At 58.3% G+C, this 24,325-nt stretch carries 28 protein-coding genes and 3 pseudogenes; 19 read left to right on the plus strand and 12 right to left on the minus strand.

What is annotated here, in order from left to right; all coding sequences use genetic code 11:
* On the minus strand, positions 1 to 262 hold a 262-nt coding region (locus tag NR193_RS24670), incomplete at its 3' end, for an ABC transporter permease subunit (RefSeq protein ID WP_256753359.1).
* 28 nt (positions 263 to 290) lie between these two features.
* Positions 291 to 950, minus strand: coding sequence for an ABC transporter permease (locus NR193_RS24675; RefSeq protein ID WP_256753360.1), 660 nt, complete (start codon positions 948 to 950; stop codon positions 291 to 293).
* 271 nt (positions 951 to 1,221) lie between these two features.
* On the opposite strand from NR193_RS24675, the gene NR193_RS24680 reads away from it, so the two are divergent.
* Both NR193_RS24680 and NR193_RS24685 read left to right on the plus strand, forming a co-directional pair.
* Positions 1,222 to 2,139, plus strand: a complete 918-nt coding sequence (locus NR193_RS24680; protein ID WP_256753361.1) for a LysR family transcriptional regulator — start codon at positions 1,222 to 1,224, stop codon at positions 2,137 to 2,139.
* 72 nt (positions 2,140 to 2,211) lie between these two features.
* A pseudogene (locus NR193_RS24685) lies at positions 2,212 to 2,292 on the plus strand (AsnC family transcriptional regulator); the annotation flags it as partial.
* Positions 2,293 to 2,470: 178 nt separating this feature from the next.
* Here the strand turns inward: NR193_RS24685 and NR193_RS24690 are convergent.
* Positions 2,471 to 2,611: a hypothetical protein gene (locus NR193_RS24690; protein WP_256753362.1), complete on the minus strand. Its 141-nt coding sequence runs from the start codon at positions 2,609 to 2,611 to the stop codon at positions 2,471 to 2,473.
* A gap of 66 nt (positions 2,612 to 2,677) precedes the next feature.
* Here NR193_RS24690 and NR193_RS24695 point away from each other — a divergent pair, with 66 nt between their 5' ends.
* The 3 genes from NR193_RS24695 to NR193_RS24705 all read left to right on the plus strand — a co-directional run bounded on the left by NR193_RS24695 (position 2,678) and on the right by NR193_RS24705 (position 5,511).
* On the plus strand, positions 2,678 to 3,958 hold the full coding sequence (locus tag NR193_RS24695; protein WP_256753363.1) for a M20 family metallopeptidase: 1,281 nt from the start codon (positions 2,678 to 2,680) through the stop codon (positions 3,956 to 3,958).
* 123 nt (positions 3,959 to 4,081) lie between these two features.
* A complete protein-coding gene (locus NR193_RS24700) occupies positions 4,082 to 4,750 on the plus strand; it encodes a trimeric intracellular cation channel family protein (protein ID WP_256753364.1) in 669 nt (222 codons plus the stop codon).
* Between the two features lie 188 nt (positions 4,751 to 4,938).
* Positions 4,939 to 5,511: an NADPH-dependent FMN reductase gene (locus tag NR193_RS24705; protein ID WP_256753365.1), complete on the plus strand. Its 573-nt coding sequence runs from the start codon at positions 4,939 to 4,941 to the stop codon at positions 5,509 to 5,511.
* Positions 5,512 to 5,723: 212 nt separating this feature from the next.
* Here NR193_RS24705 and NR193_RS24710 read toward each other — a convergent pair whose 3' ends face one another.
* Positions 5,724 to 6,179, minus strand: a complete 456-nt coding sequence (locus tag NR193_RS24710; RefSeq protein WP_256753366.1) for a hypothetical protein — start codon at positions 6,177 to 6,179, stop codon at positions 5,724 to 5,726.
* 383 nt (positions 6,180 to 6,562) lie between these two features.
* Here NR193_RS24710 and NR193_RS24715 point away from each other — a divergent pair.
* Both NR193_RS24715 and NR193_RS24720 read left to right on the plus strand, forming a co-directional pair.
* Positions 6,563 to 6,670: pseudogene (locus tag NR193_RS24715) on the plus strand (ATP-binding protein); the annotation flags it as partial.
* A 381-nt stretch (positions 6,671 to 7,051) separates the two neighbouring features.
* Positions 7,052 to 8,266: a M24 family metallopeptidase gene (locus tag NR193_RS24720; RefSeq protein ID WP_256753367.1), complete on the plus strand. Its 1,215-nt coding sequence runs from the start codon at positions 7,052 to 7,054 to the stop codon at positions 8,264 to 8,266.
* Positions 8,267 to 9,089: 823 nt separating this feature from the next.
* Here the strand turns inward: NR193_RS24720 and NR193_RS24725 are convergent.
* Entirely contained in the window at positions 9,090 to 9,869 is a 780-nt protein-coding gene (locus NR193_RS24725; protein WP_256753368.1) for a creatininase, read from the minus strand.
* 134 nt (positions 9,870 to 10,003) lie between these two features.
* Between NR193_RS24725 and NR193_RS24730 the strand changes: the two genes are divergently transcribed.
* From NR193_RS24730 to NR193_RS24770, 9 genes and pseudogenes are all read left to right on the plus strand, one after another.
* Positions 10,004 to 10,885, plus strand: a complete 882-nt coding sequence (locus NR193_RS24730) for a LysR substrate-binding domain-containing protein (RefSeq protein WP_256753369.1) — start codon at positions 10,004 to 10,006, stop codon at positions 10,883 to 10,885.
* A 90-nt stretch (positions 10,886 to 10,975) separates the two neighbouring features.
* On the plus strand, positions 10,976 to 12,112 hold the full coding sequence (locus NR193_RS24735; RefSeq protein ID WP_256753370.1) for an extracellular solute-binding protein: 1,137 nt from the start codon (positions 10,976 to 10,978) through the stop codon (positions 12,110 to 12,112).
* A 110-nt stretch (positions 12,113 to 12,222) separates the two neighbouring features.
* Entirely contained in the window at positions 12,223 to 13,068 is an 846-nt protein-coding gene (locus NR193_RS24740) for an ABC transporter permease (protein ID WP_256753371.1), read from the plus strand.
* Complete coding sequence (locus tag NR193_RS24745; RefSeq protein ID WP_256753372.1) at positions 13,065 to 13,895, plus strand: ABC transporter permease; 831 nt, start codon at positions 13,065 to 13,067, stop codon at positions 13,893 to 13,895. Before NR193_RS24740 ends, NR193_RS24745 begins: the two co-directional genes overlap by 4 nt.
* A 68-nt stretch (positions 13,896 to 13,963) precedes the next feature.
* Positions 13,964 to 14,983: an ABC transporter ATP-binding protein gene (locus NR193_RS24750; protein ID WP_256753373.1), complete on the plus strand. Its 1,020-nt coding sequence runs from the start codon at positions 13,964 to 13,966 to the stop codon at positions 14,981 to 14,983.
* Between the two features lie 11 nt (positions 14,984 to 14,994).
* Positions 14,995 to 15,939: a GlxA family transcriptional regulator gene (locus NR193_RS24755; protein WP_256753374.1), complete on the plus strand. Its 945-nt coding sequence runs from the start codon at positions 14,995 to 14,997 to the stop codon at positions 15,937 to 15,939.
* 64 nt (positions 15,940 to 16,003) lie between these two features.
* On the plus strand, positions 16,004 to 16,210 hold the full coding sequence (locus NR193_RS24760) for a hypothetical protein (RefSeq protein WP_256753375.1): 207 nt from the start codon (positions 16,004 to 16,006) through the stop codon (positions 16,208 to 16,210).
* Positions 16,211 to 16,992: 782 nt separating this feature from the next.
* A complete protein-coding gene (locus tag NR193_RS24765; RefSeq protein WP_256753376.1) occupies positions 16,993 to 17,199 on the plus strand; it encodes a hypothetical protein in 207 nt (68 codons plus the stop codon).
* 123 nt (positions 17,200 to 17,322) lie between these two features.
* Positions 17,323 to 17,986 (plus strand): annotated as a pseudogene (locus NR193_RS24770) (catalase); the annotation flags it as partial.
* On the opposite strand, the gene NR193_RS24775 reads toward NR193_RS24770, so the two are convergent.
* From NR193_RS24775 to NR193_RS24805, 7 genes are all read right to left on the minus strand, one after another.
* Complete coding sequence (locus NR193_RS24775) at positions 17,935 to 18,378, minus strand: CBS domain-containing protein (RefSeq protein ID WP_256753377.1); 444 nt, start codon at positions 18,376 to 18,378, stop codon at positions 17,935 to 17,937. The pseudogene NR193_RS24770 and the gene NR193_RS24775 overlap by 52 nt on opposite strands.
* Complete coding sequence (locus tag NR193_RS24780; RefSeq protein WP_256753378.1) at positions 18,378 to 18,656, minus strand: CBS domain-containing protein; 279 nt, start codon at positions 18,654 to 18,656, stop codon at positions 18,378 to 18,380. The genes NR193_RS24775 and NR193_RS24780 overlap by 1 nt, the downstream gene beginning before the upstream one ends.
* A 39-nt stretch (positions 18,657 to 18,695) precedes the next feature.
* Positions 18,696 to 19,271 carry a sterol desaturase family protein gene (locus tag NR193_RS24785; protein WP_256753379.1) on the minus strand — a complete coding sequence of 192 codons (576 nt, stop codon included), beginning with the start codon at positions 19,269 to 19,271 and terminating at the stop codon, positions 18,696 to 18,698.
* Between the two features lie 119 nt (positions 19,272 to 19,390).
* Positions 19,391 to 19,534 carry a hypothetical protein gene (locus NR193_RS24790; RefSeq protein WP_256753380.1) on the minus strand — a complete coding sequence of 48 codons (144 nt, stop codon included), beginning with the start codon at positions 19,532 to 19,534 and terminating at the stop codon, positions 19,391 to 19,393.
* A gap of 140 nt (positions 19,535 to 19,674) precedes the next feature.
* A complete protein-coding gene (locus tag NR193_RS24795; RefSeq protein WP_256753381.1) occupies positions 19,675 to 20,133 on the minus strand; it encodes an Rrf2 family transcriptional regulator in 459 nt (152 codons plus the stop codon).
* A gap of 60 nt (positions 20,134 to 20,193) precedes the next feature.
* The gene (locus NR193_RS24800; protein WP_256753382.1) at positions 20,194 to 20,658 is read right to left on the minus strand and encodes a group III truncated hemoglobin; all 465 of its coding nucleotides are present in this window, start codon (positions 20,656 to 20,658) and stop codon (positions 20,194 to 20,196) included.
* Between the two features lie 663 nt (positions 20,659 to 21,321).
* Complete coding sequence (locus NR193_RS24805; protein WP_256753383.1) at positions 21,322 to 21,819, minus strand: PTS sugar transporter subunit IIA; 498 nt, start codon at positions 21,817 to 21,819, stop codon at positions 21,322 to 21,324.
* 620 nt (positions 21,820 to 22,439) lie between these two features.
* Here NR193_RS24805 and NR193_RS24810 point away from each other — a divergent pair.
* The 3 genes from NR193_RS24810 to NR193_RS24820 all read left to right on the plus strand — a co-directional run bounded on the left by NR193_RS24810 (position 22,440) and on the right by NR193_RS24820 (position 24,314).
* Positions 22,440 to 22,853 carry a DUF5602 domain-containing protein gene (locus tag NR193_RS24810; protein WP_256753384.1) on the plus strand — a complete coding sequence of 138 codons (414 nt, stop codon included), beginning with the start codon at positions 22,440 to 22,442 and terminating at the stop codon, positions 22,851 to 22,853.
* On the plus strand, positions 22,850 to 23,374 hold the full coding sequence (locus NR193_RS24815; protein ID WP_256753385.1) for a plastocyanin/azurin family copper-binding protein: 525 nt from the start codon (positions 22,850 to 22,852) through the stop codon (positions 23,372 to 23,374). The genes NR193_RS24810 and NR193_RS24815 overlap by 4 nt, the downstream gene beginning before the upstream one ends.
* Before the next feature lie 109 nt (positions 23,375 to 23,483).
* Positions 23,484 to 24,314, plus strand: a complete 831-nt coding sequence (locus NR193_RS24820) for an ATP-binding protein (protein WP_256753386.1) — start codon at positions 23,484 to 23,486, stop codon at positions 24,312 to 24,314.
* Positions 24,315 to 24,325: the final 11 nt, after the last annotated feature.

Raw genomic sequence — 24,325 nt, forward strand, 5'->3', positions numbered from 1 at the left:
CGCGCAGGATGACCCAGAAGATGCTGGCTCGCACCGCCTCGATCTGAGCGAGGCCGTAGTAGAGCAGAAAGAGCTGAACAAGCATCGGCGTGCCGCGTATCACATAGGTGTAGGCGAGCACCGCCAGCGAGAGGCCGGGACCTCCAAACGCACGGATGAAGGCCAGCGGCACGGACAGAAGAAATCCGGCCGTCAGCGACAGGACCGTCAGGGTCAATGTGAGACCAACGCCCGAAGGCAGGACAACCATTGCGTCAAACATCAAGCCGAGGTTCATCGGTCGCGCCCCCCTACCGGCCGAGTGCCGGATAGCGCCGTTCAGCCAGCCGGATCGACAGCAGCGTGACGGTGGTCAGCGAGAGATAAAGAGCGGAGGCCGCAAGGTAGAAGGTCAATGGCGCGCGCAAGGATCCGGCTCCTACATACGCAACGCGCATGATGTCGGTCAGGCCGACGATCGAAACCAGCGCGGTATCCTTGAAGAGCGAAATCCAGAGATTGCCGTAGGCCGGCAGCGCCAGCCGCAGCATCTGAGGTCCGATGACGAACATCCAGCGCTGCCAGGCGTTCAGCCCAAGTGACTTTGCCGCTTCGGTTTGACCCGCTGGCACTGCCGCAATCGCGCCGCGAAACACTTCGGTCGCATAACCGCTGAAGACGACCGAGAGTGCGATAACGCCTGCGGTGAATGCGTTCACCTCCACATAGCGGCCGGCGATCTTGCTGGCGAGGGTCGTTCCGCCGAAGTAGATGAGCAGGATAATGAGAAGTTCTGGTACACCACGGACAACCGTCGTGTAGGCCGTCACGACGCTGGTGAGGCGCGGCTGTGCCGTGCCCTTCGAAATGGCCAGAAACAGCCCGAATGCCGTACCCAGGCAGCCGCTGACAAGAGCCAGGCTTATCGTCACGGCGAGTGCGACAACAAACTGAGTAGTAAAACCACCCATGGGGCACGTTCCTTGACTCGCAATACCGCGAGATACGACGGTCCGTGTCACCCAGACAAAGTCGTATAACCCAAGGTTGCGAATTGTTTTATTTGTAATTTGGAGTTAATTTAAGATGTTGCCCAATTATAGCGTGTGCAATTACACACTCAATCTATAATTTTTATTATTTTATCTATAACGCACCGTTATATACTGAGGCGGTTCGTTGCTCCCGGGTTGGCGTTATCCGCTTCCCGGGTGGGCGTTATCAGGGAAAGGAGCGCAGGGAATGGAGTTGCTGCAGAGCGACCTGAAGCTCCGTCAACTGAAGGTCTTCCGGGAAGTGTTGCGGGCCGGTTCGACAAGGCGAGCAGCGGTTGCGCTCGGGATAAGCCAACCGGCCGTCAGTCAACATGTGAAGCAACTCGAGACCACTCTCGGCATCACACTCTTCAAGAGATCAGCCAACCGCATCGTTCCCTTGCAGGAAGCCTGGGAACTCCTGCGAAACGTAGAACTTGCCCTGACGTCCCTGGATCGTCTGGAAGCGTCGATCTTCGCGATGAAGCACGAGGAAAAGCAGAGGATTGCGATTGCCGCACCTTCTGTTTTCGGTTTCGTGACGTTGCCCAAGGTCGTGGCGATCATCCACTCAAAGACCGCTTCAAACATCCGGTCGATTTCGGGAAGCTACGAGCAGATCGGCGAGCACATCCTGGCTGGGCGGGCGGATCTCGGAATCTCGAGGTTGCCACTGGATCCACGCCTGTTTGAATGGGCGCCGCTCGGGTCGGCACGGAACGTATGCATCTTCCATCCCGACCACCGCTTTTCAAAACAGACCTGTATCGAGGCTCACGACCTGGCAGGCGAAACGATCGTCGATATCGATCCGCAGTTCGCCGCCCACCAAATGAACTTCAATGCCTTGCGCTTCGCCGGCGTTGAGCCAGACATACTCGTGGAATTCGATTGCAACGGTCACGAAGCCGGATACGTTTCGGCTGGCCTAGGCATTTCGATAACCAATGAGATTATTGCGCGTGAATACGCGGCGTTTCATCTCGAAGCAAAACCGGTGGAACCGTCAGCGCTCTATCACTACGTTGCGATGTGGCAGAAGGGCAGGAACTTTTCCAGCGCTTTGAATATCTCGCTCGAGGCGATCATCGCCGCGTTTTCGAACGTGCCAACTTCGAGGGCGTGACAGTACCCGAGGCGCTCGTCTCTTTCGTCGGTGCTCTGTCCCTGAGCAACGAGCCACGGACCTGCGCCGCATCGGCTCATTGCTGGCTTAACTGGCAGCGAAACGAGCCTGCTCCTTGCGACGCCGCGCACGACGCGGGCAAGACTGACGTAAGAAGCCGCATAGGCAGTGGCTCTCAGGGAAGGGCATCGACACGTTTGGTCTTAAGGTGCCGGCGATCGTAGGGGCAGACCTAGTCTCGAAGCTCGCAGCCATGAAAATCGATCAAGGGTTACTGGTGAGTTTCGAGAGTTCGCCCCCGAAACTGATCTTTGACATCGCTACGGGGCGACTAAGCCGTCGACGCCGAGCCCTTGGAAATACGCATGAAGGCGTCGCCCGGGAATACCAGCACGGCGACCGCGGTTGAGGTCACGATCGGTTGATCATAAGAATTTGGCTTGCTGTCGATACAGGGGACAGCAATGATCACCGTTTACTCCGCTGTGCCATCGAAGGCCTAAAAGCCAGTTGTGCAAGCCCTCGGCAGGAGATTGTCATGAAGAAGCAGACTTCTCGTGAGGACACATCCGCCGTTCTGTCGAACATGGACAAGCTACTGCCCGATCTTGAGGCGCTCTATAAAGACATTCACGCCCATCCAGAACTGTCGATGCAGGAGACGCGAACAGCGGGCATTGCCGCTGAGAGGCTCAAGGAGGCCGGTTACGAGGTAACAGCCGGGGTGGGCAAAACGGGTGTGGTGGGACTGCTCCGCAACGGCAAGGGGCCGACGGTGATGCTGCGTGCCGACATGGACGCGCTCCCGATCGCCGAGAACACCGGCCTCGCCTATGCCAGCAAGGTCACGGCAAAGGACGCCGAAGGGAACACGGTGCCGGTAGGGCATATGTGCGGCCACGACATGCATGTCGCCTGGCTGGTCGGTGCGGCGACGCTCTTGTCGCAGACGCGCAAAAACTGGACGGGTACATTGATGGCCGTCTTCCAGCCTGGTGAAGAAACCGCCCAAGGCGCCCAGGCCATGATCGATGACGGCCTGCTTAAACGCTTCCCAACGCCTGATGTCGTGCTTGGCCAGCATGTCATGGTCGGTCCCGCGGGCACTGTCGCCGGCAGCGCCGGCCCAATCACCTCCGCGGCGGACGGCCTTCAAATCCGGCTGTTCGGGCGCGGCGCCCATGGCTCGATGCCGCAAGCGAGTATAGATCCCGTTGTGATGGCGGCATCGGTCGTCCTGCGACTTCAGACCATCGTGTCCCGCGAGGTTGCCGCCACCGATGCGGCGGTGGTCACGGTCGGTGTGTTGCAGGCCGGCACCAAGGAAAACGTCATTCCCGACGACGCCGTCATCAAGCTCAATGTGCGCACATTCGACGCCGGTGTACGCAAGCACGTGCTTGCGGCGATCGAGCGGATCGTCAATGCCGAAGCCGAAGCCTCGGGCGCCCCGCGCAAGCCGGAGATCACGCCGCTCGACCGCTATCCGCTGAATGTGAATGACGAGACCGCGAGCAACCGCATTGCCGAGGCTTTTCGCGGGTATTTTTCTGCCGATCGAGTAAAACACACAGGCCCCGCGCCGGCGAGCGAGGATTTCGGCTGCTTCGGCACCGCGTGGCAGGTGCCTTCGGTATTTTGGTTTGTTGGCGGCAATGATCCTAAGATCTATGCCAAGGCCAAGGCAGCGGGTAAGCTGAACGAACTGCCGGTCAATCACAGTCCACAATTCGCGCCGGTTCTGCATCCTACATTGGAAACAGGTGTGGAGGCGTTAATGGTTGGCGCGCTGGCCTGGCTTGGCGCGAACGCGAAGTGACGCCTTTGGGATGGGATGGGAGGTTTGTCGAGAACGGGCTGCCTTTGTCTGTGGGTCAGGCTCGTTTGCATGCTGTTTCGTGCTTTCGGTTCGATGCGCTAAGCTTGCGCGGGCGGAGCCGTCATGATCACCATTGAAACGTTTGTGCATGTTCTGGACCTGGTCGGCACCTTCGTCTTCGCGATCAGCGGCGCTGTTGCCGCGGTCAATCGTCGTCTCGACATTTTCGGCATCCTCGTTTTGTCTTTCGTGGCCGGGAATTTTGGCGGGATCACGCGCGATTTGCTGATCGGCGCAGTCCCTCCGGCTGCTCTCACGGACAGCCGATATCTGCTGGTTTCTGTGCTGGCAGGGCTCATCACGTTCTTCTGGTATGCCGGTGTCGACAGGCTGCGCAGCCCGATGCTTCTGTTCGATGCGGCGGGACTATCGCTCTTTGCAGTCGCGGGCGCGCAGAAGGCTATCGAGTTCGGGTTGAACCCGGGAATGGCCGCCCTCCTTGGTATGTTGACAGGTATCGGCGGCGGCATGACCCGCGACGTTCTTCTCGCAGAGATCCCACAAGTGCTGCGTTCTGATCTCTATGCCATTGCTGCACTCGCTGGCGCATCCATCGTCGTCATCGGCGATAAGCTAGGTCTTTCCTATGGCATCTCGGCATTGGCTGGAGGGCTCTTATGCTTCGGCCTTCGCTTCATGGCAATCAGATACGATTGGCGTCTGCCTGTCGCACATCTGTCGGCCCGAGGACGGGTGGCAGCAGACCCTTCGAACGAGGAAGATCCGCGCTGAATTTGTTGGCGATCGCCATGCCAACGCCAGCTAAACATGACCTGCTGCCAGCTTTGTGGCGCCTGCCCGGCCAAGATGGATATCCGAGCTTATCATCGGTTTTGGTCACCTGACAGGAATTTGACTGGCGCCTGTCCTTGATTAAGCGGATACTGTTGTTGGGTCGGTCGGAAACGCCGGAGGGCCTCATGACCATACACAAGGTCGGCTACCTGATCGGCAGCCTCGCCAAGGGATCGATCAATCGCAAGCTTGCAAAGGCACTCGTTCAGCTTGCCCCGCCAGAGCTTGAGATGTCGGAGATTTCCTTCAAGGATTTGCCGCTCTACAGCTACGACTACGATGCCGACTTTCCACCTGTCGCTCGCGCTTTCAAAGACTCCATTGCCGCTGTGGAGGCAGTGCTTTTCATAACGCCCGAGTACAACCGCTCGATCCCAGGCGGGCTGAAAAACGCGATCGACTGGGCGAGCCGCCCATATGGCAAGAATTCCTTCGCTCGAAAGCCGTCGGCCGTCATTGGGACATCACCAGGGACCATCGGAACCGCCGTGGCCCAGCAAAGCCTGCGCAGCGTGCTGAGCTTCTGCAATTCGCCGCAGATGAATGCTCCGGAAGCCTACATACAGTTCACGCCGGGCCTGATCACGGACAGCGGCGAAGTGACGGTTGAATCCACCGAGCAGTTTCTGCGCAACTACATGGCGGAGTTCCATATGTTCATTGCACGGGTACTCCAGGTGCTTCCCAAAGACGCCTGATGTCCCTTCAAGTGTCTAAGCGCTGTCACGGCGTTGCGTTTTCCGATACCGTCGCGGCTGGCAACTGATCGTTGGCAGCCTTTCACCAGGGAGGTTCTCGTGATCGAAAGCCGCGCCGATCGCTCCGGCGACGCCGACGCGCGCCGCCACCAGAAGGGGCGGTGACCAAGGTCGCAGGCCTTCCCGCAGCGATCCCGACAATCCGTGGTGACCTAGCGGGACATGATTGGGGTCCGTGCGTTCCGCATATTCTCTGGTGTCAACCGCCTGGGTGCGAGCAGACGCGCCCTGTCGGCGGTGGCCGCAAGTGAGAAGTCGCCAATGGCGGGAGCGTTCATGACGCTTGCGAAGAGCAGGTTCAATTCCCGATTGAGCGCACGCAGACGGCTCAGAGAGCCGTTGGGTCGGGGGCGGGTCGGCTGGTGCGTCACCAGCGCGGTCCAGGATTCGTGCATGGCCAGTGCGGCCGTGTGGCGGAGCCGATCCTCGTCGGCCGTACCGATGGCCTCCGCAAAGCCCGCGACGGCTTGTCCCGCCGCCGCGACGGCCACCTTTTCCAGTCCTCTGGGCCAGACGAGGACGCCCGCCATTTGGGTCAGCCATGCGAAAGATCCGCCAGCCAACACCAGGAGGCCGACCTGAGCAATGGTCAGATAGTCTCTGGGCATGGCCGTGCCGGCAGCGCAGGCAAGTCTTCGCTCTATCGGAACGCTGGCATTCGTGACGTCCAGATCGCTAGGCCGATGATGACGATCAATATCCAGAAGAGCGAATTGAAAAGCATGCGAACAAGGTCGCGGTTTTGGTCTATGGAAACGCCAAGCCGATCGGAGAGAATGTCGCCTGGCGCGATAAACAGCCAGAGTATGAACCGACCGAGCCTTGCCATGCCCATTCCTTGCCTCTCCAGCCAGACAGCAAAGCACCAACCCGGGCGCAAGTCGAGCGCGTCATACCCGAAACGCGCCGGCCCGTGCCTCGCGATCAGGTCGGCAATCTGCAGTCGGGTCGAGTTCGCATAGTTTGAAGCAAAGGTGATGTGTGCTTGATCGGCCCCGCCAAGATGACAAGCGCGCTGCTAGACCGCCTCACCGATCACTGCGAGATCGCTGAGACTGGCAACGAATCCTGGCGCTTCAAGAGCCGCTCTCAAAGCTGAAGTCCGAAAGCCAATCGCAGCCCAGCCGACCAATACCGGCACGCCCAAGGAAAGGGCGGCACGCGTCGCGAATGGCCAGCGGCGCCCGGTGGGGCGTCAACTTGAACAACGCGTCCGGTCGAAAGGAAGGCGAGGGCGGAACGGACGGGGTCGATCGGACTGGGGTCATTCGAGTCATGTTCATTTTTTAGAAACAAGATCGGATGACCATACGCTGAGCCAGACATCGTTAACCTTAGTTCGGGGGACGTTCTCTAAAGCCACGGCCTTCCTGCCGGCAACACCCATAATTTCTGGAAATGCAGCTATCAGGTGAATAAATTTTCCTGATACACCCCATCATCGTAGCTTCCTGCATCAACCTCGCAGGGAAAAAGCACGATGACTGAAGACATGTTACACGTGACGGCATGGCACAATGGCGAGAAGGAGTATTCGCCGTTTTCCGAAGCTGAGATGAAACGGCGCCAAAACGATATTCGCCGCTGGATGGCCGAGAACAATGTGGATGCGACGCTGTTCACATCCTACCATTGCATCAACTATTATTCCGGCTGGCTCTACTGCTACTTCGGCCGCAAATACGGCATGGTTATCGACCACAACAAGGCGACCACGATTTCGGCCGGTATCGACGGCGGCCAACCCTACCGCCGCAGCTTTGGCGATAACATTACCTACACCGACTGGCGCCGCGACAATTTCTATAGTGCAGTGCGCCAACTCACTGCCGGCGCCAAGCGCATCGGTATCGAGTTCGACCACGTCAACCTCGACTTCCGCCGTCAACTTGAGGAGGCACTGCCAGGCGTCGAATTCGTAGATGTTGCTCAGCCGTCAATGTGGATGCGCTCCATCAAGTCGCTGGAAGAGCAAAAGCTGATCCGCGAGGGGGCACGCGTCTGCGACGTCGGCGGTGCCGCCTGCGTGGCTGCCGTGAAGACAGGCGTGCCGGAGCATGAGGTAGCAATCGCAACAACCAGCGCCATGATCCGCGAGATCGCGAAGTCGCACCCTTATGTCGAGTTGATGGACACCTGGACCTGGTTTCAGTCGGGGATCAACACCGACGGCGCCCACAATCCGGTTACCAACCGCCTCGTCCAGTCAGGCGACATCCTGTCGCTCAACACATTCCCCATGATCTTCGGCTACTACACCGCGCTCGAACGCACGCTGTTTTGCGATCATGTCGACGACGCCAGTCTCGACATCTGGCAGAAGAACGTCGCCGTCCACCGCCGCGGGCTTGAACTGATCAAGCCGGGCGCGCGCTGCAAGGACATCGCGATCGAGCTCAACGATATGTACCGGGAATGGGATCTGCTGAAGTATCGCTCCTTCGGCTACGGGCATTCCTTCGGTGTGCTTTGCCATTATTATGGCCGCGAGGCGGGCGTCGAATTGCGCGAGGACATCGATACGGTGCTGCAACCCGGCATGGTCGTCTCGATGGAACCGATGGTGATGCTGCCGGAAGGCATGCCTGGTGCCGGTGGCTATCGCGAACACGACATCCTGATCGTGAAGGAGAGCGGAGCGGAAAACATCACCGGCTTTCCTTTCGGCCCAGAGCATAACATCGTCGGCGGCTGACGAAGTGTTTTATATCCCACACCAGTGGCATCGTGGGAGGTCGGGCCAGCCAAATCGGCCCGACCCATACTCTGCGTCGCCTGTTTACGGCCTCATCCACGAGTTAGTCATCTATCTGATAAGCGTGTTAACGTCAGACGCCCCTGTGAAGCGCAGCGATTCTGCTTTGAGTGCACGTGAAAAAAATGTCGGCGAGGAGATATCGCAGGCACCCCCAAATTGGCCATTTCCATACTGATGGAGCTGGCGGACTGGCATACCTGGTACCTTGATGACGCAACTTGCCTGGCGGTGGTGCGTCAGTTTGAAATTAGGGATTGGGAAAACTGCGCGAAGCGCGCGTGATGTGCAGCCCATGCAGAAGTGTCGGCGCACGTCCAACCGATAGCATCGATGATCCCTGAGTAAGCTCCTTGTCGTTCTCAATAATCGGCTCATGTTGGGGCAGGCGCTTCTAGCCGCTATGCCCGATCGGCATTGTGCTTGGACGCTTCCACCTTCGCTTTTTGACACGCACGGAAATGGAGTCCGTGCCAATCGTCATGTCTGCGACGTAGCTGTCGCTTCCAATCTTGCTGACGTCGATAAGGGCCATCGCCATCCGTGCTTTCCACCAAGCTCGGCTGTTTTCGCCTGGGTCGGCAAACGTGACAGGCGTTTCGTCATGTTTCAATTGAAACACTGCGCTGTGGCGGCGATCATCTGTCACAACCATCAGGCAGCCACACGCAAACGCATCCGGCCTTCAGCCTCCATGTGCAAGTCCGAAGGCAGAAATTCTGTCGGTAGATACGGACATACTATTCGCTCGACGGTGCGAGCCTCAGCGTGGAAATTCGACTTCCAGCGCCTGGACGATGCCGCTTACGCAAACATCCAGCAGGATGTCGCCCTTCGCCTTCGACGCCTCCTTGGGCGACGACAGTGTGCCGCTCGGCGGTGTCCATTCAGGCTTGGGCGGGTAGACATCATAAGGCGGGAAGCTCGCCGGTTTATGATCAACGGCGCGCTCAAGATGAACGAAGTTCGGATACAGCGCCAGCATCAGCGACGTCTCGAGCACGCCGCCATGCTCGAGGTCCCAGCCGGCGAACCCGTCCGGATAGAGGCGTGCGATGGTCGCCTTGTCGACGAAATCCCAATACGACAGCACGACGATCTTCATGTCGCCAATGCCCCCCCAGCGTAGTTCGCGCAGCGCCAGATCGATGCCCTCGACGATGAACCACGAGTTCTCAAAATGACCGTTCACAAAGCAGATCTTGCGCACGCCGTGGCGGGCGAACTCCTTGATGACGTCGCGGAGTGCTGCGACCAGCGTCGCACCATCCAGGCTGGTCGTACCCGGCAGGTGATTGCCGCCGCCAGACTTCTGATGCGACTTGTAGCCATAGGTGAAGGGCGGCGCGACCAGTGCGCCGATTTTCCCGGCGACGCGTCGGGAGAATTCGACGGGCAACAGCACGTCGACATGCATGGGCATGTGATGACCATGCTGTTCCATCGATCCGACCGGTAGGAGGATGGGCACCGAGCCGCCGCGAACCATTTTGTCATAGTCCGGCCACGGCAGCTCGGCGGCAAATACTGTGGCATCCGGCATGACGGTCTCCCAATTTTTCGGCTGTCGCACTACTGATTAACGGCGAGAGCCGTGATATGGAAAATTTATATTCATGATCCACGTATGAGAAATCCAAATCCATGCGCAACATAATCAACTTCCAGACCGACCTGTTGCGGACCTTCGTGTCGGTAATCGATCTTGGCGCCTATACAAAGGCAGGTGATGCGCTTGGGCGTACCCAGCCGGCCATCTCGCTGCAGATCCGCCGGCTTGAGGAACTGGTCGGCGCGCCCCTCATCAAACAGGTCGGACGCACACTGCTCCTGACCAGCGAGGGGGAGATGCTGCTCAGCTATGCTCGCGAGATGCTGCGGCTCAACGATGAGGCCGCCTCCTATTTCAACCGCGCGAAGATAGCCGGCGTACTGCGCATCGGCCTGCCGAACGACTATGCGGTCGCCTTCCTGCAGGGCGTCATCACCGAATACACCAGCCAGCATCCGGGAATTTCACTGGAAATCCATTGCGGCTGGAGCGCCGACATTCTCGATCGGTTGCGCGCCGACGAACTCGATCTGGCTGTGGCGATGGTCAACAACGAGCGTTCGCAGTACCTGTCCCGTTCCTGGATCGAGCGACCGATCTGGGCTGCTGCTGAAGGGGCGCGCTTCGATTTGGGAACTGGGGTGCATTTGGCGGCGCACCCGGAAGGTTGTGCCTATCGCGCCCGCATGATCCAGTCTCTTGATGCCGCAGAAATCCGGTGGCGGGTGGCCTACACGGGCTCCGGCATCGCGGGGTTGCAGAACGCCGTGGTGAATGGGCTTGGCGTCAGCGCGCTGACTCGCTACACGATGCTGCCTGGCATGCGCGTTCTTGACGAAACGGACGGGTTTCCAGCGCTCGCAGAAATCCGTGTCGGTCTGTTCTACAAGCATCCCCGCCTGTCTGACGCGGGTATCAGGCTGGTCAACCACATCGTCGCGCGTCTGGATGAAGCCGGTGTCTCCGGCGACCCCGTGCGGCGGCCGATCGAGTTGGATCGGCAATAAGCGATACAAATGCATTTATTATAAGAATTAATTTTCCAAATAGCTCAACCCTTCCTAGGCTTGCTGGACAACAAGCCAAGGGGAACAACCATGACAATCAAAAAAAGCTTGTCCGGCGAACGCACGCGCCGCGATCTTCTAAAGGGTGCAACTATCCTGGGCGGCGGTGCTCTTGCAATGCCGTTCCTCAGCCGGCTGGCTTTCGCCGAGCCGGTCGAACTCAATATGCTCGCCTGGTATGGCCATGCCGAGCCTGACGTGGTTGCCGAGTTCGAGGCTGCGAACAACGTCAAGTTCAAGCCCAAATACTACACCGGGGGCGACAACATGCTCGGGCTGATCGCGCAATCGCCTCCCGGAACATTCGACGTCATCCTGTCGGATGCCGAATACGTGCAGCAGCTCAACGCGGCCGGCTATATCGAGAAGCTCGATCCCGCCGATTACCCGTTCGATGAATTCTTTCCCGAATTCCAGCATTTTCCGGGGCATTGGCAGGGCAACGATCTCTATTCCGTCATCACGCGCTTCGGCTTCCTCGGCGTTGCTTACAATACCGAAGCGATCACCGAGAAGGAGGCCTCGACCTACAATGTCTACTGGGCCGAGAAGCTGAAGGGCAAGGTCGGGCATTTCGATTGGCATCTCCCCAATCTCGGCCAGATCAGCCTGCTCAACGGCAACGCCACGCCGTATGATATCAATGATGCGGCCTGGAGCGCCGTGCAGGAAAAGACCAGATCGCTGCGCCCCCAGATCGGCGGATTCTTCGACTACGGTGGGACCTTCTCGTCGCTTCAGAACGGCCAGATGCTGGCCATGGCGGGCATCGGCGACTGGATAACCGGGGCGCTGGAGAAGGGCGGCGCAAAGGTACGCACCGCCATTCCGGAGGAGGGCGGCCTGCAGTTCACCGAATCTTTCTCGATCGGCAAAGGGTCGCAAAAGGCCGATCTGGCGAAGAAATGGATCCAGTACATCACGTCCGCCAAGGGGCAGGTAAAGTCGGCCAATATGGTGGCCTATCCGTGCCTTATCCCGAACAAAAAGGGCTGGGAGCTCTTGGCCACTGAAACCCCGGCGGAAGCCAAGCGGCAGGGCATGCTGCTCAACGAGAGCAATGTGATGGACATGATCCGCAACGGACGCATCAAATATCGTCAACTGCCCGTTCAGCAGAGCCTTGAAGACTGGAACGACTTCTGGTCCGAATACAAGGGATCGTAACGGTCAGAAACTGCCGGGTGGGGCTCGAAGGCTCGCCCGGCATCCTTTGAGGCCTCGCCGTGCACCGTGCGGACGGATGAGCCGTGTTCAATCGGGCGGGGCCTGTGCCAATGCGAAAGTCGATTACACTATACGGCCTGACATTTTCGCTGCCGATGCTGGTCTGGCAGGTGCTGTTCTTCCTGGCGCCGCTTGTCTTTCTGATCGCTCTCAGCTTCTGGACGGTCAAAAACTTCCGTATGGAACCGGATTTCAATCCGGACAACTGGGTAAGGATGCTTGGCCGTGGCGTCTTCTGGGACGCCTATTTCCGCACGCTGTGCCTGTCAGGCGCCGCCGCGATCATCACCAGCGCACTGGCATTCCCTTGCGCCTACGGCATCGCCTTCAAGCTGTCCGAAACGGCTCGGCGTTGGGCCGTGTTCTTGATGGTCATACCATTCTTCACCTCTTATCTGGTGCGCGTCTATTCCTGGCAGATCTTCCTGTCCGACAACGGCATCATCAACGCACTGCTCACCCATGTCGGCGTCGGCCCGTTCGGGATGCTGAATTCAACCTTCGGCACGATGGTCGGCTACCTGACCTTGTGCTTCCCGCTGGTGGTGCTTTTACAGCTGTTCAGCCTCATTTTCGTCGACAGAACGCTGATCGAGGCCGCCCATAATCTGCGCTGCGGGCGGCTGCGCACCGTGTTCGAGATCGTCGTGCCGGCGGCCAGGGTCGGACTGGTGATCGCGGCGCTATTCTGCTTCATTCTCACTTTCGGTGATTTCGTCAGCCCGCTTTATCTTGGCGGCGGCGATCCGCCGACGCTATCGATCCTGATCACCGATACGACCAAGTCGGGCCAGCAATGGCCGCGCGCTGCCGTCATCGCCTTGACCATGATCGCGACCCTGCTTGCGGTGGCATTCGCGGCCGTGAGCTACGCCTATAGGGAGCGCGGACGATGAACCACTTGAACCGCAGCCGGCTGGTCGACTGGGCGCTGAAGCTCTACATCGCCTTCTCATTCGCCTTCATCTTCGCGCCAATCGCGGCAAGCTTCGTCTTTTCGCTCAATGTCGACCGCTTCCCGTCGCTGCCGCTTGGTGGCTTCTCGACCATCTGGTACGAGGCCGTCTATGCCGACCCGCTGGTCTGGGAAGGCCTGCGCAACACCTTGATCGTCGGCGCCACCGTCTCGGTGCTGGCCACTGCGATCGGCTTCGGCGCCGCGTACACAGATTTCCGCTACAAATTCTTCGGAAAGCCGCTCTACGTGGCACTGGCGCTGCTTCCGCCGACCATTCCGGTGGTCATCCTCGGCCTCGCCATGCTGGCCTTCTTGTCGAATGTCAGCCTGTCGGGCGAAATCCACTCCGTTATCATCGCCCATGTGGTGATGTGCGCTCCCTTCGCCATGGCGATCTGCCGGCTGCGGCTGTCCCAGATGGACCCCTCGCTGGAAGCCGCGGCGTGGAACCTCGGCGCCTCGGAATGGATGGCTATGCAGCATGTGATCGTCCCTTTCTGCCGGCCAGCGATCTTCGCAGCGCTGTTCATCACCATGGCAGTGTCATTCGACGAATTTGCCGTCGCCTGGTTTGTATCCGGGCTGCACGAGACGCTGCCGGTCAAGGTCCTCGGCTTCCTGCAAGGCCAGGTCAGCCCGCGCATCAACGTCATCGGCACCTTCGTGTTCCTGGCTTCGATGACCCTGGTGGTCCTCGCTCAACTCCTCCTCATGAAACGCAACGTCGCCCAGATCAGTGGCGGCAAAGCGGAGACACAGACATGATCGAAGAAGCTCTCGTCGTCTTTAACGGCGTGGTCAAAAGGTTCGGCGCCTTCGTCGCCGTCGAACGCATGGATCTCGATATCCGCAAGGGCGAGTTCCTGGCCATCATGGGGTCGAGTGGCTGCGGCAAGACGACGACACTCAGGATGTTGGCCGGACTCGAGGCGCCGACCGAGGGCGAAATCCGCTTGGCCGGCAAGCGCATCAACGATTTGCCGACGTGGCGTCGCGACACGCCAATGGTGTGGCAGAGTCTGGCGCTGTTCCCCTTCCTGACCGTGCGCGAGAACGTCGAGTTCAGCCTGCGAATGCGCGGCGTCGACAAGGCGGAGCGCGCCCGGCGTGTCGACAAATGGCTGGAGCGAATGCAGATCACAGAATTCGCACAACGCAACGTCGCGCACCTCTCCGGCGGGCAGCGCCAGCGCGTGGCGCTCGCCCGTTCCCTTGTGACGGAACCGGGAATCCTGTTGCTCGACGAGCCGCTCTCGGCGCTCGACGCACATCTCAAGGTTCGCATGCAGACTGTGCTGTCGAACCTGCAGAAGGAGCTCGGGATTACGTTCGTCTATGTGACACACAGCCAGTCCGAGGCTTTTTCGATGGCCGACCGCGTCGTCATCATGAGCCGTGGTCGTATCGAACAGATCGGTAATCCGCAGGAGATCTACCGGGCCCCGCGCACACGGTTCGTCGCGGAATTCCTGGGCTCCTCGAACGTCTTTGCCGGCAAAGTCTCCGGGATCAGCAGCGATGCGGTCAGGATCGCCACGCCAGCCGGAGAGTTTGACGTCGCGCCGAACCCGGCAAAGGCATTGGCTAAGGGTGACAAGGCGACGTTCGTCGTGTCGGGTGACCGCGTGCAGTTGAGCAACCGCCAGCCGGCCACCAGCAACGCGATGCGAGCCTCAGTGGTTGGCGAGGAGTTTGTCGGTGCCACTGCCGTCATCCATCTCGAAGGGGTAGACGGCATCGAACTCAAGGCACAGAAGAGCCACGACGAGTTGGAGCAGCTGAATTTGATACCCGGCGCCACTATCTGGGTGTCGTGGCGCGCCGACGCGAGCCACATCCTGCCTGGGGAATAGGAGGATTGGTATTGCGTTTTGGCTTCCTGCTCGCCCGAAACTTTACACTTTCCCCACTGTCGCTGTTTCTCGACACACTGCGCCTTGCGGGCGATGACGACGACCGCAGCCGGCGTGGGAAGTTCGACTGGCAGATTATTGGAGAGAGGGGTCTTCCAATCCGCTCGAGTTGCGGTGTTGAGTTACTGCCCACGAGGCAAATCACGGATCCGCAGGAATACGACAATATCGTTGTTGTCGGGGGATTGCTCAACGGCACGCAGTACCTCAGCGGCGAAAAGGAGGCCTTTCTCCGACGGGCCGCACAGCGAGATGTGCCGCTTACTGCTTTATGCACCGGCAGTTTCGTACTGGCGCATTATGGTCTGCTCGACAACTATCGAGCCTGCGTGAGCTGGTTTCACGTCAAGGAATTTCGAAACGCATTCCCACACGTCCGCGCGCACGCGGACACTTTGTTTTCAATTGATGGAAATCGCTCCACCTGCGCTGGAGGTGCCGGCGCAGCTGACTTGGCCAGTTACTTTGCCTCTAAGCATGCTGGCGGCAAGGCGGCAGAGAAAGCCGCGAAGATTTTGGTCCTAGACAGAATCAGAACAGGCCGTGACGCGCAGCCCAACGGAGAGCTGTTTCCGAAGGCCAAAAGCCGCCACATCAGGCGTGCTTTGCTTCTGATGGAAAGTAATCTGCAGGAAAAAATCACGGTGACGGAAATCGCCAGCAAACTTGGGATTTCACGTCGCCAGCTTGAGCGATTGTTTGCCACAGAAATACAAACGGGCCCCGTGGCGGCCTATCTTGCGCTGCGCTTGCACTATGCGAGAACCCTATTGGGAACCAGCGACCTGCAAATCAGTGAAATCGCTTACAGGTGTGGTTTTCCAAATGCCGGACATTTTAGCCGCGTCTATCGTCAGCATGCAGGTGTTGCTCCGTCAGAGTCTCGACGGGCTTGATTGGCACCGGCCAGAAAAACGGTTTCGTCTGCCAAATCCTCGCCATAAGCCTAAAACCAGGCCGATGCCGGAGGCCGCCCGACGCGCCCACAACATCAAATCGAAGGTGCGTTCGAGCGTCGAGCATGTCTTTGCCAAGCAGAAGAGCCCTATGGAGCTGTTCATCCGAACCATTGGCATCGCACGCGCCATGCCGACGAAGATCGGCATGGCCAACATCCTCTGCAGTATGAAGCGTCCGATCTATCTGGACCGCGTCGCCATCGCATGAACCGCCGCCGAAAGGGCCGCGCGTCGCCGCAAAAGTGAGGTGTTGACGCCGATGAGCGCGGTTGCGCGCCGAAACCTGTCGGTCACCCTTCAGCCGGCACTTTGATCGAACCGTCCAGCGTCGCCAGGGGCAGACGGCATTCACGAACGCGCTCCCGGAATTGGGCCTACCCGAATAGTGGAAGCAAAAAAGCTGCGGCCAAATGACAACGAAATTCGTTTGTCAAATTGATGTGAGGCAATACACTCAGGATTGTTCTATGGCGTGTGACGAAAAAGTTTAATGTAAATTATATCGACGATAAGTTTTCATGATATCAATAAACAACGAGGCAATATAGGTCTATGTCGGATGCCGAGAAGTGCACACTGTGATCGCCTGCGATGTATATTTACCGAGGCTGGAGTTCTACAATGATGCTTTCTCTCTCGTTCCCAACGCGCTCGGCAGAGGACGTGGCCGACGCTTATGTACGGTCCAGAGGTACTTCGGGATTCTTGTCGACGGCTCGCGCGATCCAGGCAATGCGTCTTTGTCTGCCAAATTGCGATGCGACCGATCGGGAGTTAGAGAAAATTGTCGTAGCCGCGGCCATTAAGCGTGGTGTTTCTATCAAACTCGACGTTGCTAGCGCGGCAGTACCCGCGTGTACGAACGTCTTAAGATGAGACGAGCAGACCGCCCGCGTAACCGTCCGTTCCCAACCACGCTCGATGCGTTCACCTGCAACCGCTGCCACTCGCGCGTCTCTATCCTCTAGAAATTCTCTTGGAGTATTTGTCATGCCCATTGAAAAGGAAAAAGCTGGTTTAACTCAAACTGTTAGAATTCGAGAGCTCTACTCCGATGACACTGTCGTGGCGCTCAATGCCGCTCTTTTGGAACGTGGCGTCGAAATTGGACAGATTATCTCTGTGCTCAATGTCCCGGGGCAAGCGATGGGGCGACCCGTACCGCCGCAGTTCCGCGTTCTTTATCGGTCCAATTGACGTCGAAATAATTGTCGACCTATGACCGCAAAGATCAAGATATTTTGGAGACGAGCCGGAGGCGGTCCGGAAAGGAATGACGATATGAGCGGCTTGGATAAGAAGGAGAGCACCGGGTCCACCATGAGTAGTGGTGCACCAGCGCCAAGTGATCGGAACTCCCTGTCAATCGGATCGAAGGATCCTCTTCTGCTGCACGACGTACATTTTCTGGAACAGATGGCGCATTTCAACAGGGAGAAGGTTCCAGAACGGCAGCCTCACGCCAAGGGAGCAGGCGCGTTCGGCACGTTTGAAGGCACGGAGGATATGTCCGCGTTCACCAAGCATCGTTGTTCCAGAGCGGCGCGAATACCGACATGCTCGCCCGGTTCTCGACTGTGGCCGGCGAGTCAGGAAGCCCCGACACCTGGCGCGACGTGCGTGGGTTCTCGCTGAAATTCTATACCGACGAAGGCAATTACGACCTCGTCGGCAACAATACGCCAGTGTTCTTCGTGCGCGATCCGATGAAGTTCCCCCATTTCATCCACAGCCAGAAGCGCCTTCCCGACTCAGGCTTACGCGACAACCACATGCAGTGGGATTTCTGGACCAGCAACCCCGAAACCGCCCATCAGGTCACCTATCTGATGGGGGAACGCGGCTACCGCGCACCTGGCGCCACATGAACGGCTATGGCTCCCACACCTACATGTGGATCAATGCCAAGGGCAAGAAATTCTGGGTCAAATATCATTTCCATACCAGCCAGGGCATGGCGTTCTTCAACAACGCCGAGGCGGCGGACGTTGCAGGCAGCGATGCCAACTTCCATCGCCGCGACCTGTTCGAGGCGGCTGCGACAAGCGCGGCCTGGCGCTTACGTTCGTCAAAGATCGGTCCGCTCAGTTCCGCGACGCCCTTGTCTACGTTCACGTGAATCAGGCTGTTACGGGCCCACGTTTGGCTCTCAAGTTCTGCGAGTGTATTCTGGCGGATCTGTTCGTCTCCGACGTCCGTCGAACCCTGCATTGGAAGGACTCGAAGCAATGCACGCAGAAGATCCGAGCGAGCGATTATGCCGGCAACTTTCCCGTCTTCCACCACCGGGAGGCGTTTGACATTGTGGCGGGCCATGAGTTCGACGGCTTCTACGAACGATGCTTCGCGAGCCGTCGTGACGACACTGTCGGACATCACCTCGTCGACCCGCTGTCCGTTGGCGTGAACATATTCATCAGCGACTTTTCCGGGACTGACAAGAAATTCAAGCCAACGCCAGCGCTTGCGTTTCGTACCAGTTCTCCCCGGCGGAGAAAATCGCCTTCGCTGACAATTCCCACCAGCGGGCCATCGCTGCGAATGACTGGGAGGCCGCTGATCTTCTTTGAGAGCATCAACCTTGCCTTATCGGCGATCGACGCGGATGGCTCAATACCAACAGCTGGTGATGTCATTACTGCTTGGACCTTCATGTTTCATCTCCTTCAAGCAACAACTGCTGCAGCTTTCGGTCACAATGGAGGACCTCGGGTTTCTGACCGTCTGGCTGCCTGCTTGGGTGTGGCGGTGCCAAACAACCTGTCCCAAAGCCCAGTGGTCACGCCGAAGTTTCCGTCGCCGTCGATGTGGTGGTGCAGAGCATGTCTTTGCTTAAGCCTGTAGACATAGCCTGCATGCGGGGGGTGCCAATGATGAAGGATGTGGTGGATGCATACGTACCACAAATAACCGATCATCAAGCCGCTAGAAACGGCGCTGGCCATTCCGAAATTTGTGACGAGCCATATTGGCAAGAACACCAGTAGTCCATGAGCCGAAAGGCTCAGCCACGAAGGCGTGCCCCGCGACGCGGTCTCGTTGACATGGTGATCATGGTGTAAATCCCTGATCAAAGGAACGTGATGTAAGACCGCCCGGTGAAGCCAGTATTCAATCAGGGTCCACAATGCAACAAAGCTTCCGCAAGTGACGATCCACCAGGCCGCGCCGCTCAGCCCGGCTTCAGCCAGACCGCTGGCTGCGAGGGCTGCTATCAAGAGCGGGTAAACAACGAAGTCGCTGTAGTAACCAATCGGGCTCAATTGCATTTCAGACCCGTTCGTTTCTGGCTTCCGGAGGCATCGCATCGGGGATGTTGCACCCCACACGGCAGTCAAAGAGGGTAGGGCGGTCTGTCGGTCGAACCTTTCGCTGCCTCGTCCCGAAACTAGACAAACATCATAACCACGATCGCGCCGACAACTATCAAGACAAGACCGGCGATCAGCATCGGCAGCAAACTGTTGTCCTGGTCGATTCCAGACTCAAACTGCTTGATTACCTGCTTTTCGTTCTTCTTTTGGTCAATCATGACTCGTCTCCATCCGAGGAAAAGCACGTCGTCGATGCACCGACCGTGGCGGCTGTCTCCAAATCGGAGACGAGATGGTGGTGCTCTTCATTCTTCGCGTCACAGTCGCTCTGTCTCCAGCGACAGAAAAAGACAGAGCCTTATCCGCTGCCCCGCTGCGCGCCGTTGCGACCAGGCAGCGGCCCGCCAAGGAAGTCCTCAGGCATCAGCGTGACGTCGGCCAGCGTGTAGCCGTCAAGGGTGTTCTGGAAAGAGGCCATCGCTTCGCCAAACATGCCCGAAAGCTTGCAACAGCGAGTGAGCACGCATTGGTTTCCGGTGGCGAAGCACTCTACGAGCGCGAAATCCGGCTCGGTCAGCCGTATGACGTCGCCGATGCGAATCATTTCGGGCTGACGCCCGAGAACCAAGCCGCCGGAGCGACCGCGGATGGCCTTTAGGTAGCCGCTGCGCGTCAGAGCATTGGCAACCTTGTTGAGGTGCGTCCTCGACACGTTAAAGACGCGCGAAGCTTCCTCGATCGTGATGAGACGACCGCCCGATGCGGCCGCATACATCAGCATTCTCAACGCATAATCCGAAAAGTTGGTCAACCGCATGGATGGCTCCTCCAATGATCGTCGTGCTGTTACAGGAACCGATCAGAAGCCAGTCTGGCATTACAGCCCTTCTTCGGTGATCGGTTCGATGCCAATCGTGGTCTCGCCGCGGTTGAAAGCGACCGCAAGGCGAAAACTGTGAGCGATGCGCAGCGCGCGATCCATGAACAGCGCTGCGACCTTGGGCGGGCAGATGCGGCGCACCGTTGCGCGAAACAGCTTCAGCCAACGCCGGAAATGTGTCTCGCCAAGGCCGGGGATCGCCAGATGTGGCGGCAATGGCCGCCCTTCATATCGTGATGTTCGCAGCATTGTCGCTGACCAGAAATCGCACATCTTCGCCAGATGGCGCGGCCATTCGTCCGGATCGATCCTGCTTTGGAAGATGGGGCCGAGCAGCTCATCGCTGCGAATTTCATCGTAGAAACCGTGAACCACACCGTGGATCATGGCCTCGTCGAGCACTTCAGGCAACGGAACGCCGTCGATGACAATCGTTCTCGCGCTTGGACCATTCCCAGTCATCCGCCCGCTCCGTTTTTCGCACGGCCAAGCCGCCGTTTAATATCGTCGTCCACCATCTGCCGGGTCGATGACGGTTCACATGCCGGATAAACCTCGACGTTGTGAATTCCACGCGAGATCGAGGCAACGGACTGTACGGCCAGCTTTGTACGGCTGATGACCCGATAGCCGATGTGAGCGACTTCCTCGACGCTAGCAGCGAAAATGGGCAACCTTGCAGCCGTGTCATGGGATGATGATCGATGGATTTGCATTCCTATGATGTCTCAGCCTGTGAATTCCAGCCAGCATCCCCGCTAAAAGATATATTGTCAATCTATGTTTTAGAGAAGACAGCCATAAAACGGGAATGCAATTGCAAGGTAGGTTTTCTGCTGGACGTGCTGTTGGTGCTACACTCGGCGAAAGGATCGTGATTGCCAGGACGGCCGGGCGGGCCTTCGCGAGTGCCTCTCTTTCGCGCCTGCGAGAGATCTAGCTCGTTGCCGAAGGAGTCACGATCAACCGGGAGGCTACGTCGTAATTGGCACTCTTACTGTCTGTTGAACGCTTTCACGCCCAGACAGAAGCGGAGACAGAAAGGCCCGTTGTGACGGTTGACGCCAGCACACAATGCCAGCGGCGTACGTCCGCAACTAATGCGTCTAGGCATTGCTCAACTGCCTAGGCATGAAGCCCGGCCTGGTAAGTGTGCGAATTGGTGGAAATCGCCGGACGCAGGTCAGCATCGAGTATCGCCATCAGCTCACCGGCTGACTGTGCCTCTCGCAGTCCCTCTCGAGTCCGAGGTGCCCGAAGCACCCGGCACACCTGTGAAAGAGCGGGAAGGAAGGCGGAAGCGGCGGAGCGCGGCCAGAGCAACGTGTAAACGATATCGACGGGATCGTCGTCTGGTCCGTTGAAATCGATAGGCGGAGCCAGTCGTGTGAAAGACGCGACAGGCGAAGAGATCATGTCGAACAAAGCGTGCGGGATCGCCACGCCGCGGCCGATACCCGTCGAGCCGAGGAACTCGCGGTGCAGAAGACTACGGAGAACCATCTGCTCGTCCAGCCCGGATCTCCGTGCAATCCTGACGGCGATCCTCGACAAGGCCGAATGCTTTCCCTTTGTGGCGAGGTCAAGCGAAATGTCTTCTTCTGACAAGAGGGGGGGGATCATCACGGTCGCCTCTAAGCTGATCCAAACGCGATTGCGAACGAGCGTTCGGCCACATTGCCCACGCAAGGCAATGTTCACTTTGGACTGAATTGGGATCTGGCTGTCCCGGACGCAAAGCCAGGGTCTTTCCGCGTCCGGGCTAGAGGCCTGCTTTGAGGCGCTGCGGCTCTCGCCGGAAATGGAGCGTGGAACTATTCATGACAATTCAAATGTAGTGAAAGGTTTTTCGAAATCAAGCAAACAGCGCGGGGCAGGGAATTCCGGCCCCACCGCGAACTGTGTCAAGGTTCGAACGAACAAAAGGCGGCCGTGACGGGGCGTGCAATCCGGCTTGCCTTGTGGCGGCTTGCTGGCAAACGACATCCTGCCAACGCGCGTTCCCGAACCTGTCCAAAAGTGCGGGAACAGGATTCATCGGTCTCGAACCGGATCTAAAAGATACCAAACAAAACGCACGGGCATGCAGAAATAGTGCACTGAAATGCCAGTTAATTTCGTTTGACGAACATAAGGGCCTCCTACTTACTGGCGGCGCGAACAGGCCGTATCAACAGCAAAATCACATCTCGGTCTCCCAAATCGGCCATCGCGGCTTTTGAATTCAATAAGGAGATACCCCTATGAAAAAGCTCGCCCTCGCACTTGTCGTGACAATGGCCAGTTCGCTTTGCGCCATGGCGGCAGCTGATGTCGCCAAATCGCCGCCGGCAGCGCCTTACCAACAGGTAAGCAAGCTAGTGAAGCTGCCTGACTTCCTACCGGGCATGGGCCAGCTCTTCGTCGATCCCGCGACACTGCCGGCCGGTCCGTTCCTTGCTTATGATCACGATGGCAAGCTTGTCAGCTCGATCTACATGTTGCCAATCAAGGATCTCAACCCGGACAAGCGTTTTGACAATCTCGCGGCACCGGGCGGAAATGTCGACCATGTCGACGTCTACTACAATGCCGGCCATCCAGGCGTCGAAGTCCCGCATGCCCACGTCGTGCTGTGGCATGTCTCGGTCGCCGACGAAGCGCGGGTTGCCAAATGACACTCACGCGTCGTGAGATGCTGGGCGCGGGCGGCGGTCTTGCCGCCGCCCTTTCCCTGTTCCCATTGACCGCGTGGGCCAGCGAGGTGGTGGACATCAGGATGCAAGGGCGCGACGACGGCTCACACGTCTGGTTCGACCCGATCGGCATTCTGATCAAACCAGGACAGACAATCCGCTGGACCAATCTCAATCCTGGCAATTCGCACACGACGACGGCGTATAATCCGGCAAACTTCGAGCGATCGCTCCGTATGCCCAAGGCCGCAAAGCCGTGGGATTCCGACTATCTCCTGCCCAACGAGAGCTTTTCGGTTACCTTCACCGAGCAAGGGGTCTACGATTATTATTGCATCCCTCATGAGCATGCTGGAATGGTCGGCCGTATTATCGTCGGCGAACCCGAGGCTCATGGCTGGCCTCAACTGGTCGGAGCGAATGGCGACCTACCGGAGGAGGCCCTCAAGGCGTTTCCGACCATCGAAGACATCATGATGAAAGAGATCGTCCGGCGCGCTTAGATCATGCGCATGAGCTGAACGACCTTGGCAACAAATGGACCGAATAAGACGATACGAATGAGAGCGCGAGCTTCTTGGGCGTCGTCAGTGATCTGTAGGGGCGACTTTCATGACAGGCTGCGTGTTTCCGTGTGAAACTCAACCACCATCTCAGTCGGAACGCGACGCGCGCACCCAGGTACCGGACACGCCTCTCGACGTCCGAACTGCAGCCGAGCAACGCGAGCGCGCAACGCACCGGCTTGCCGCGCTGGGCGAAATGACAGGCGGTATAGCCCATGATTTCAGAAATCTCCTGACAGTAATCGAATCCGGACTCGGGCTCGCCGAGCGGAGAGCAGACGAACCCGAAAGCGTGCGTGCCTATATTGCGGCAGCGCGGGAAGGGATCGATCGAGGGGTCGAATTGACGTCGCTACTGCTCGCCTTTGCAAAGCATCAGGAACTCGATGCCCACACTGGCGACATGAATGAATTTCTCAGGAGTTTTGAACCTTTCTTGAGATATGGTGGCGGGCCAGATGTCCGCGTTAAGCTCGAACTAGGTTCCGATGTCCCGGCGTGCCTGATCGATCCGGCATTTTTCGACGCAGCAGTGCTTAATCTCGTCATCAATGCGCGCGATGCCATGCCAAATGGCGGCGAGATCCGAGTCATTACCGGGCGATTGGTGCAGACGACGGCATCACCTGATCCGCCCGGGCCGGGAAGCTATGCGCGCGTTCGCGTCAAGGACCCCGGTTGCGGCATGCCTGAAGAAGTCTTGCGAAAGGTGTTCACTCACTACTTTACGACGAAGGGTGAGAAAGGTACCGGAATAGGGCTGTCGCAGGTACGTGCATTCGTGCAAATGGTTGGTGGCCACGTTAGCATTGCAAGCGAACCCGGGGTTGGAACGACAGTTGATCTTTTGTTCCCGTCAATCCAACCGAATCCCTGAACGTCGTACCA

It is taken from the genome of Mesorhizobium sp. Mes31 (assembly GCF_024519675.1).
Taxonomy (GTDB): Bacteria; Pseudomonadota; Alphaproteobacteria; order Rhizobiales; family Rhizobiaceae; genus Mesorhizobium.

Excerpts from the sequence above, each read along its gene's own strand:
- NR193_RS24775 (WP_256753377.1), bottom strand. The coding sequence starts at position 18,378 with ATGTCCGACAGTGTCGTCACGACGGCTCGCGAAGCATCGTTCGTAGAA.
- NR193_RS24750 (WP_256753373.1), top strand. The coding sequence starts at position 13,964 with ATGGATCTCGATATCCGCAAGGGCGAGTTCCTGGCCATCATGGGGTCG.
- NR193_RS24710 (WP_256753366.1), bottom strand. The coding sequence starts at position 6,179 with ATGCCCAGAGACTATCTGACCATTGCTCAGGTCGGCCTCCTGGTGTTG.
- NR193_RS24805 (WP_256753383.1), bottom strand. The coding sequence starts at position 21,819 with ATGATCCCCCCCCTCTTGTCAGAAGAAGACATTTCGCTTGACCTCGCC.
- NR193_RS24675 (WP_256753360.1), bottom strand. The coding sequence starts at position 950 with ATGGGTGGTTTTACTACTCAGTTTGTTGTCGCACTCGCCGTGACGATA.
- NR193_RS24815 (WP_256753385.1), top strand. The coding sequence starts at position 22,850 with ATGACACTCACGCGTCGTGAGATGCTGGGCGCGGGCGGCGGTCTTGCC.
- NR193_RS24760 (WP_256753375.1), top strand. The coding sequence starts at position 16,004 with ATGCCGGAGGCCGCCCGACGCGCCCACAACATCAAATCGAAGGTGCGT.
- NR193_RS24810 (WP_256753384.1), top strand. The coding sequence starts at position 22,440 with ATGAAAAAGCTCGCCCTCGCACTTGTCGTGACAATGGCCAGTTCGCTT.
- NR193_RS24735 (WP_256753370.1), top strand. The coding sequence starts at position 10,976 with ATGACAATCAAAAAAAGCTTGTCCGGCGAACGCACGCGCCGCGATCTT.
- NR193_RS24705 (WP_256753365.1), top strand. The coding sequence starts at position 4,939 with ATGACCATACACAAGGTCGGCTACCTGATCGGCAGCCTCGCCAAGGGA.
- NR193_RS24700 (WP_256753364.1), top strand. The coding sequence starts at position 4,082 with ATGATCACCATTGAAACGTTTGTGCATGTTCTGGACCTGGTCGGCACC.
- NR193_RS24695 (WP_256753363.1), top strand. The coding sequence starts at position 2,678 with ATGAAGAAGCAGACTTCTCGTGAGGACACATCCGCCGTTCTGTCGAAC.
- NR193_RS24740 (WP_256753371.1), top strand. The coding sequence starts at position 12,223 with ATGCGAAAGTCGATTACACTATACGGCCTGACATTTTCGCTGCCGATG.
- NR193_RS24745 (WP_256753372.1), top strand. The coding sequence starts at position 13,065 with ATGAACCACTTGAACCGCAGCCGGCTGGTCGACTGGGCGCTGAAGCTC.
- NR193_RS24795 (WP_256753381.1), bottom strand. The coding sequence starts at position 20,133 with ATGCGGTTGACCAACTTTTCGGATTATGCGTTGAGAATGCTGATGTAT.
- NR193_RS24720 (WP_256753367.1), top strand. The coding sequence starts at position 7,052 with ATGACTGAAGACATGTTACACGTGACGGCATGGCACAATGGCGAGAAG.
- NR193_RS24780 (WP_256753378.1), bottom strand. The coding sequence starts at position 18,656 with ATGAAGGTCCAAGCAGTAATGACATCACCAGCTGTTGGTATTGAGCCA.
- NR193_RS24765 (WP_256753376.1), top strand. The coding sequence starts at position 16,993 with ATGCCCATTGAAAAGGAAAAAGCTGGTTTAACTCAAACTGTTAGAATT.
- NR193_RS24785 (WP_256753379.1), bottom strand. The coding sequence starts at position 19,271 with ATGCAATTGAGCCCGATTGGTTACTACAGCGACTTCGTTGTTTACCCG.
- NR193_RS24820 (WP_256753386.1), top strand. The coding sequence starts at position 23,484 with ATGACAGGCTGCGTGTTTCCGTGTGAAACTCAACCACCATCTCAGTCG.
- NR193_RS24790 (WP_256753380.1), bottom strand. The coding sequence starts at position 19,534 with ATGATTGACCAAAAGAAGAACGAAAAGCAGGTAATCAAGCAGTTTGAG.
- NR193_RS24680 (WP_256753361.1), top strand. The coding sequence starts at position 1,222 with ATGGAGTTGCTGCAGAGCGACCTGAAGCTCCGTCAACTGAAGGTCTTC.
- NR193_RS24725 (WP_256753368.1), bottom strand. The coding sequence starts at position 9,869 with ATGCCGGATGCCACAGTATTTGCCGCCGAGCTGCCGTGGCCGGACTAT.
- NR193_RS24800 (WP_256753382.1), bottom strand. The coding sequence starts at position 20,658 with ATGACTGGGAATGGTCCAAGCGCGAGAACGATTGTCATCGACGGCGTT.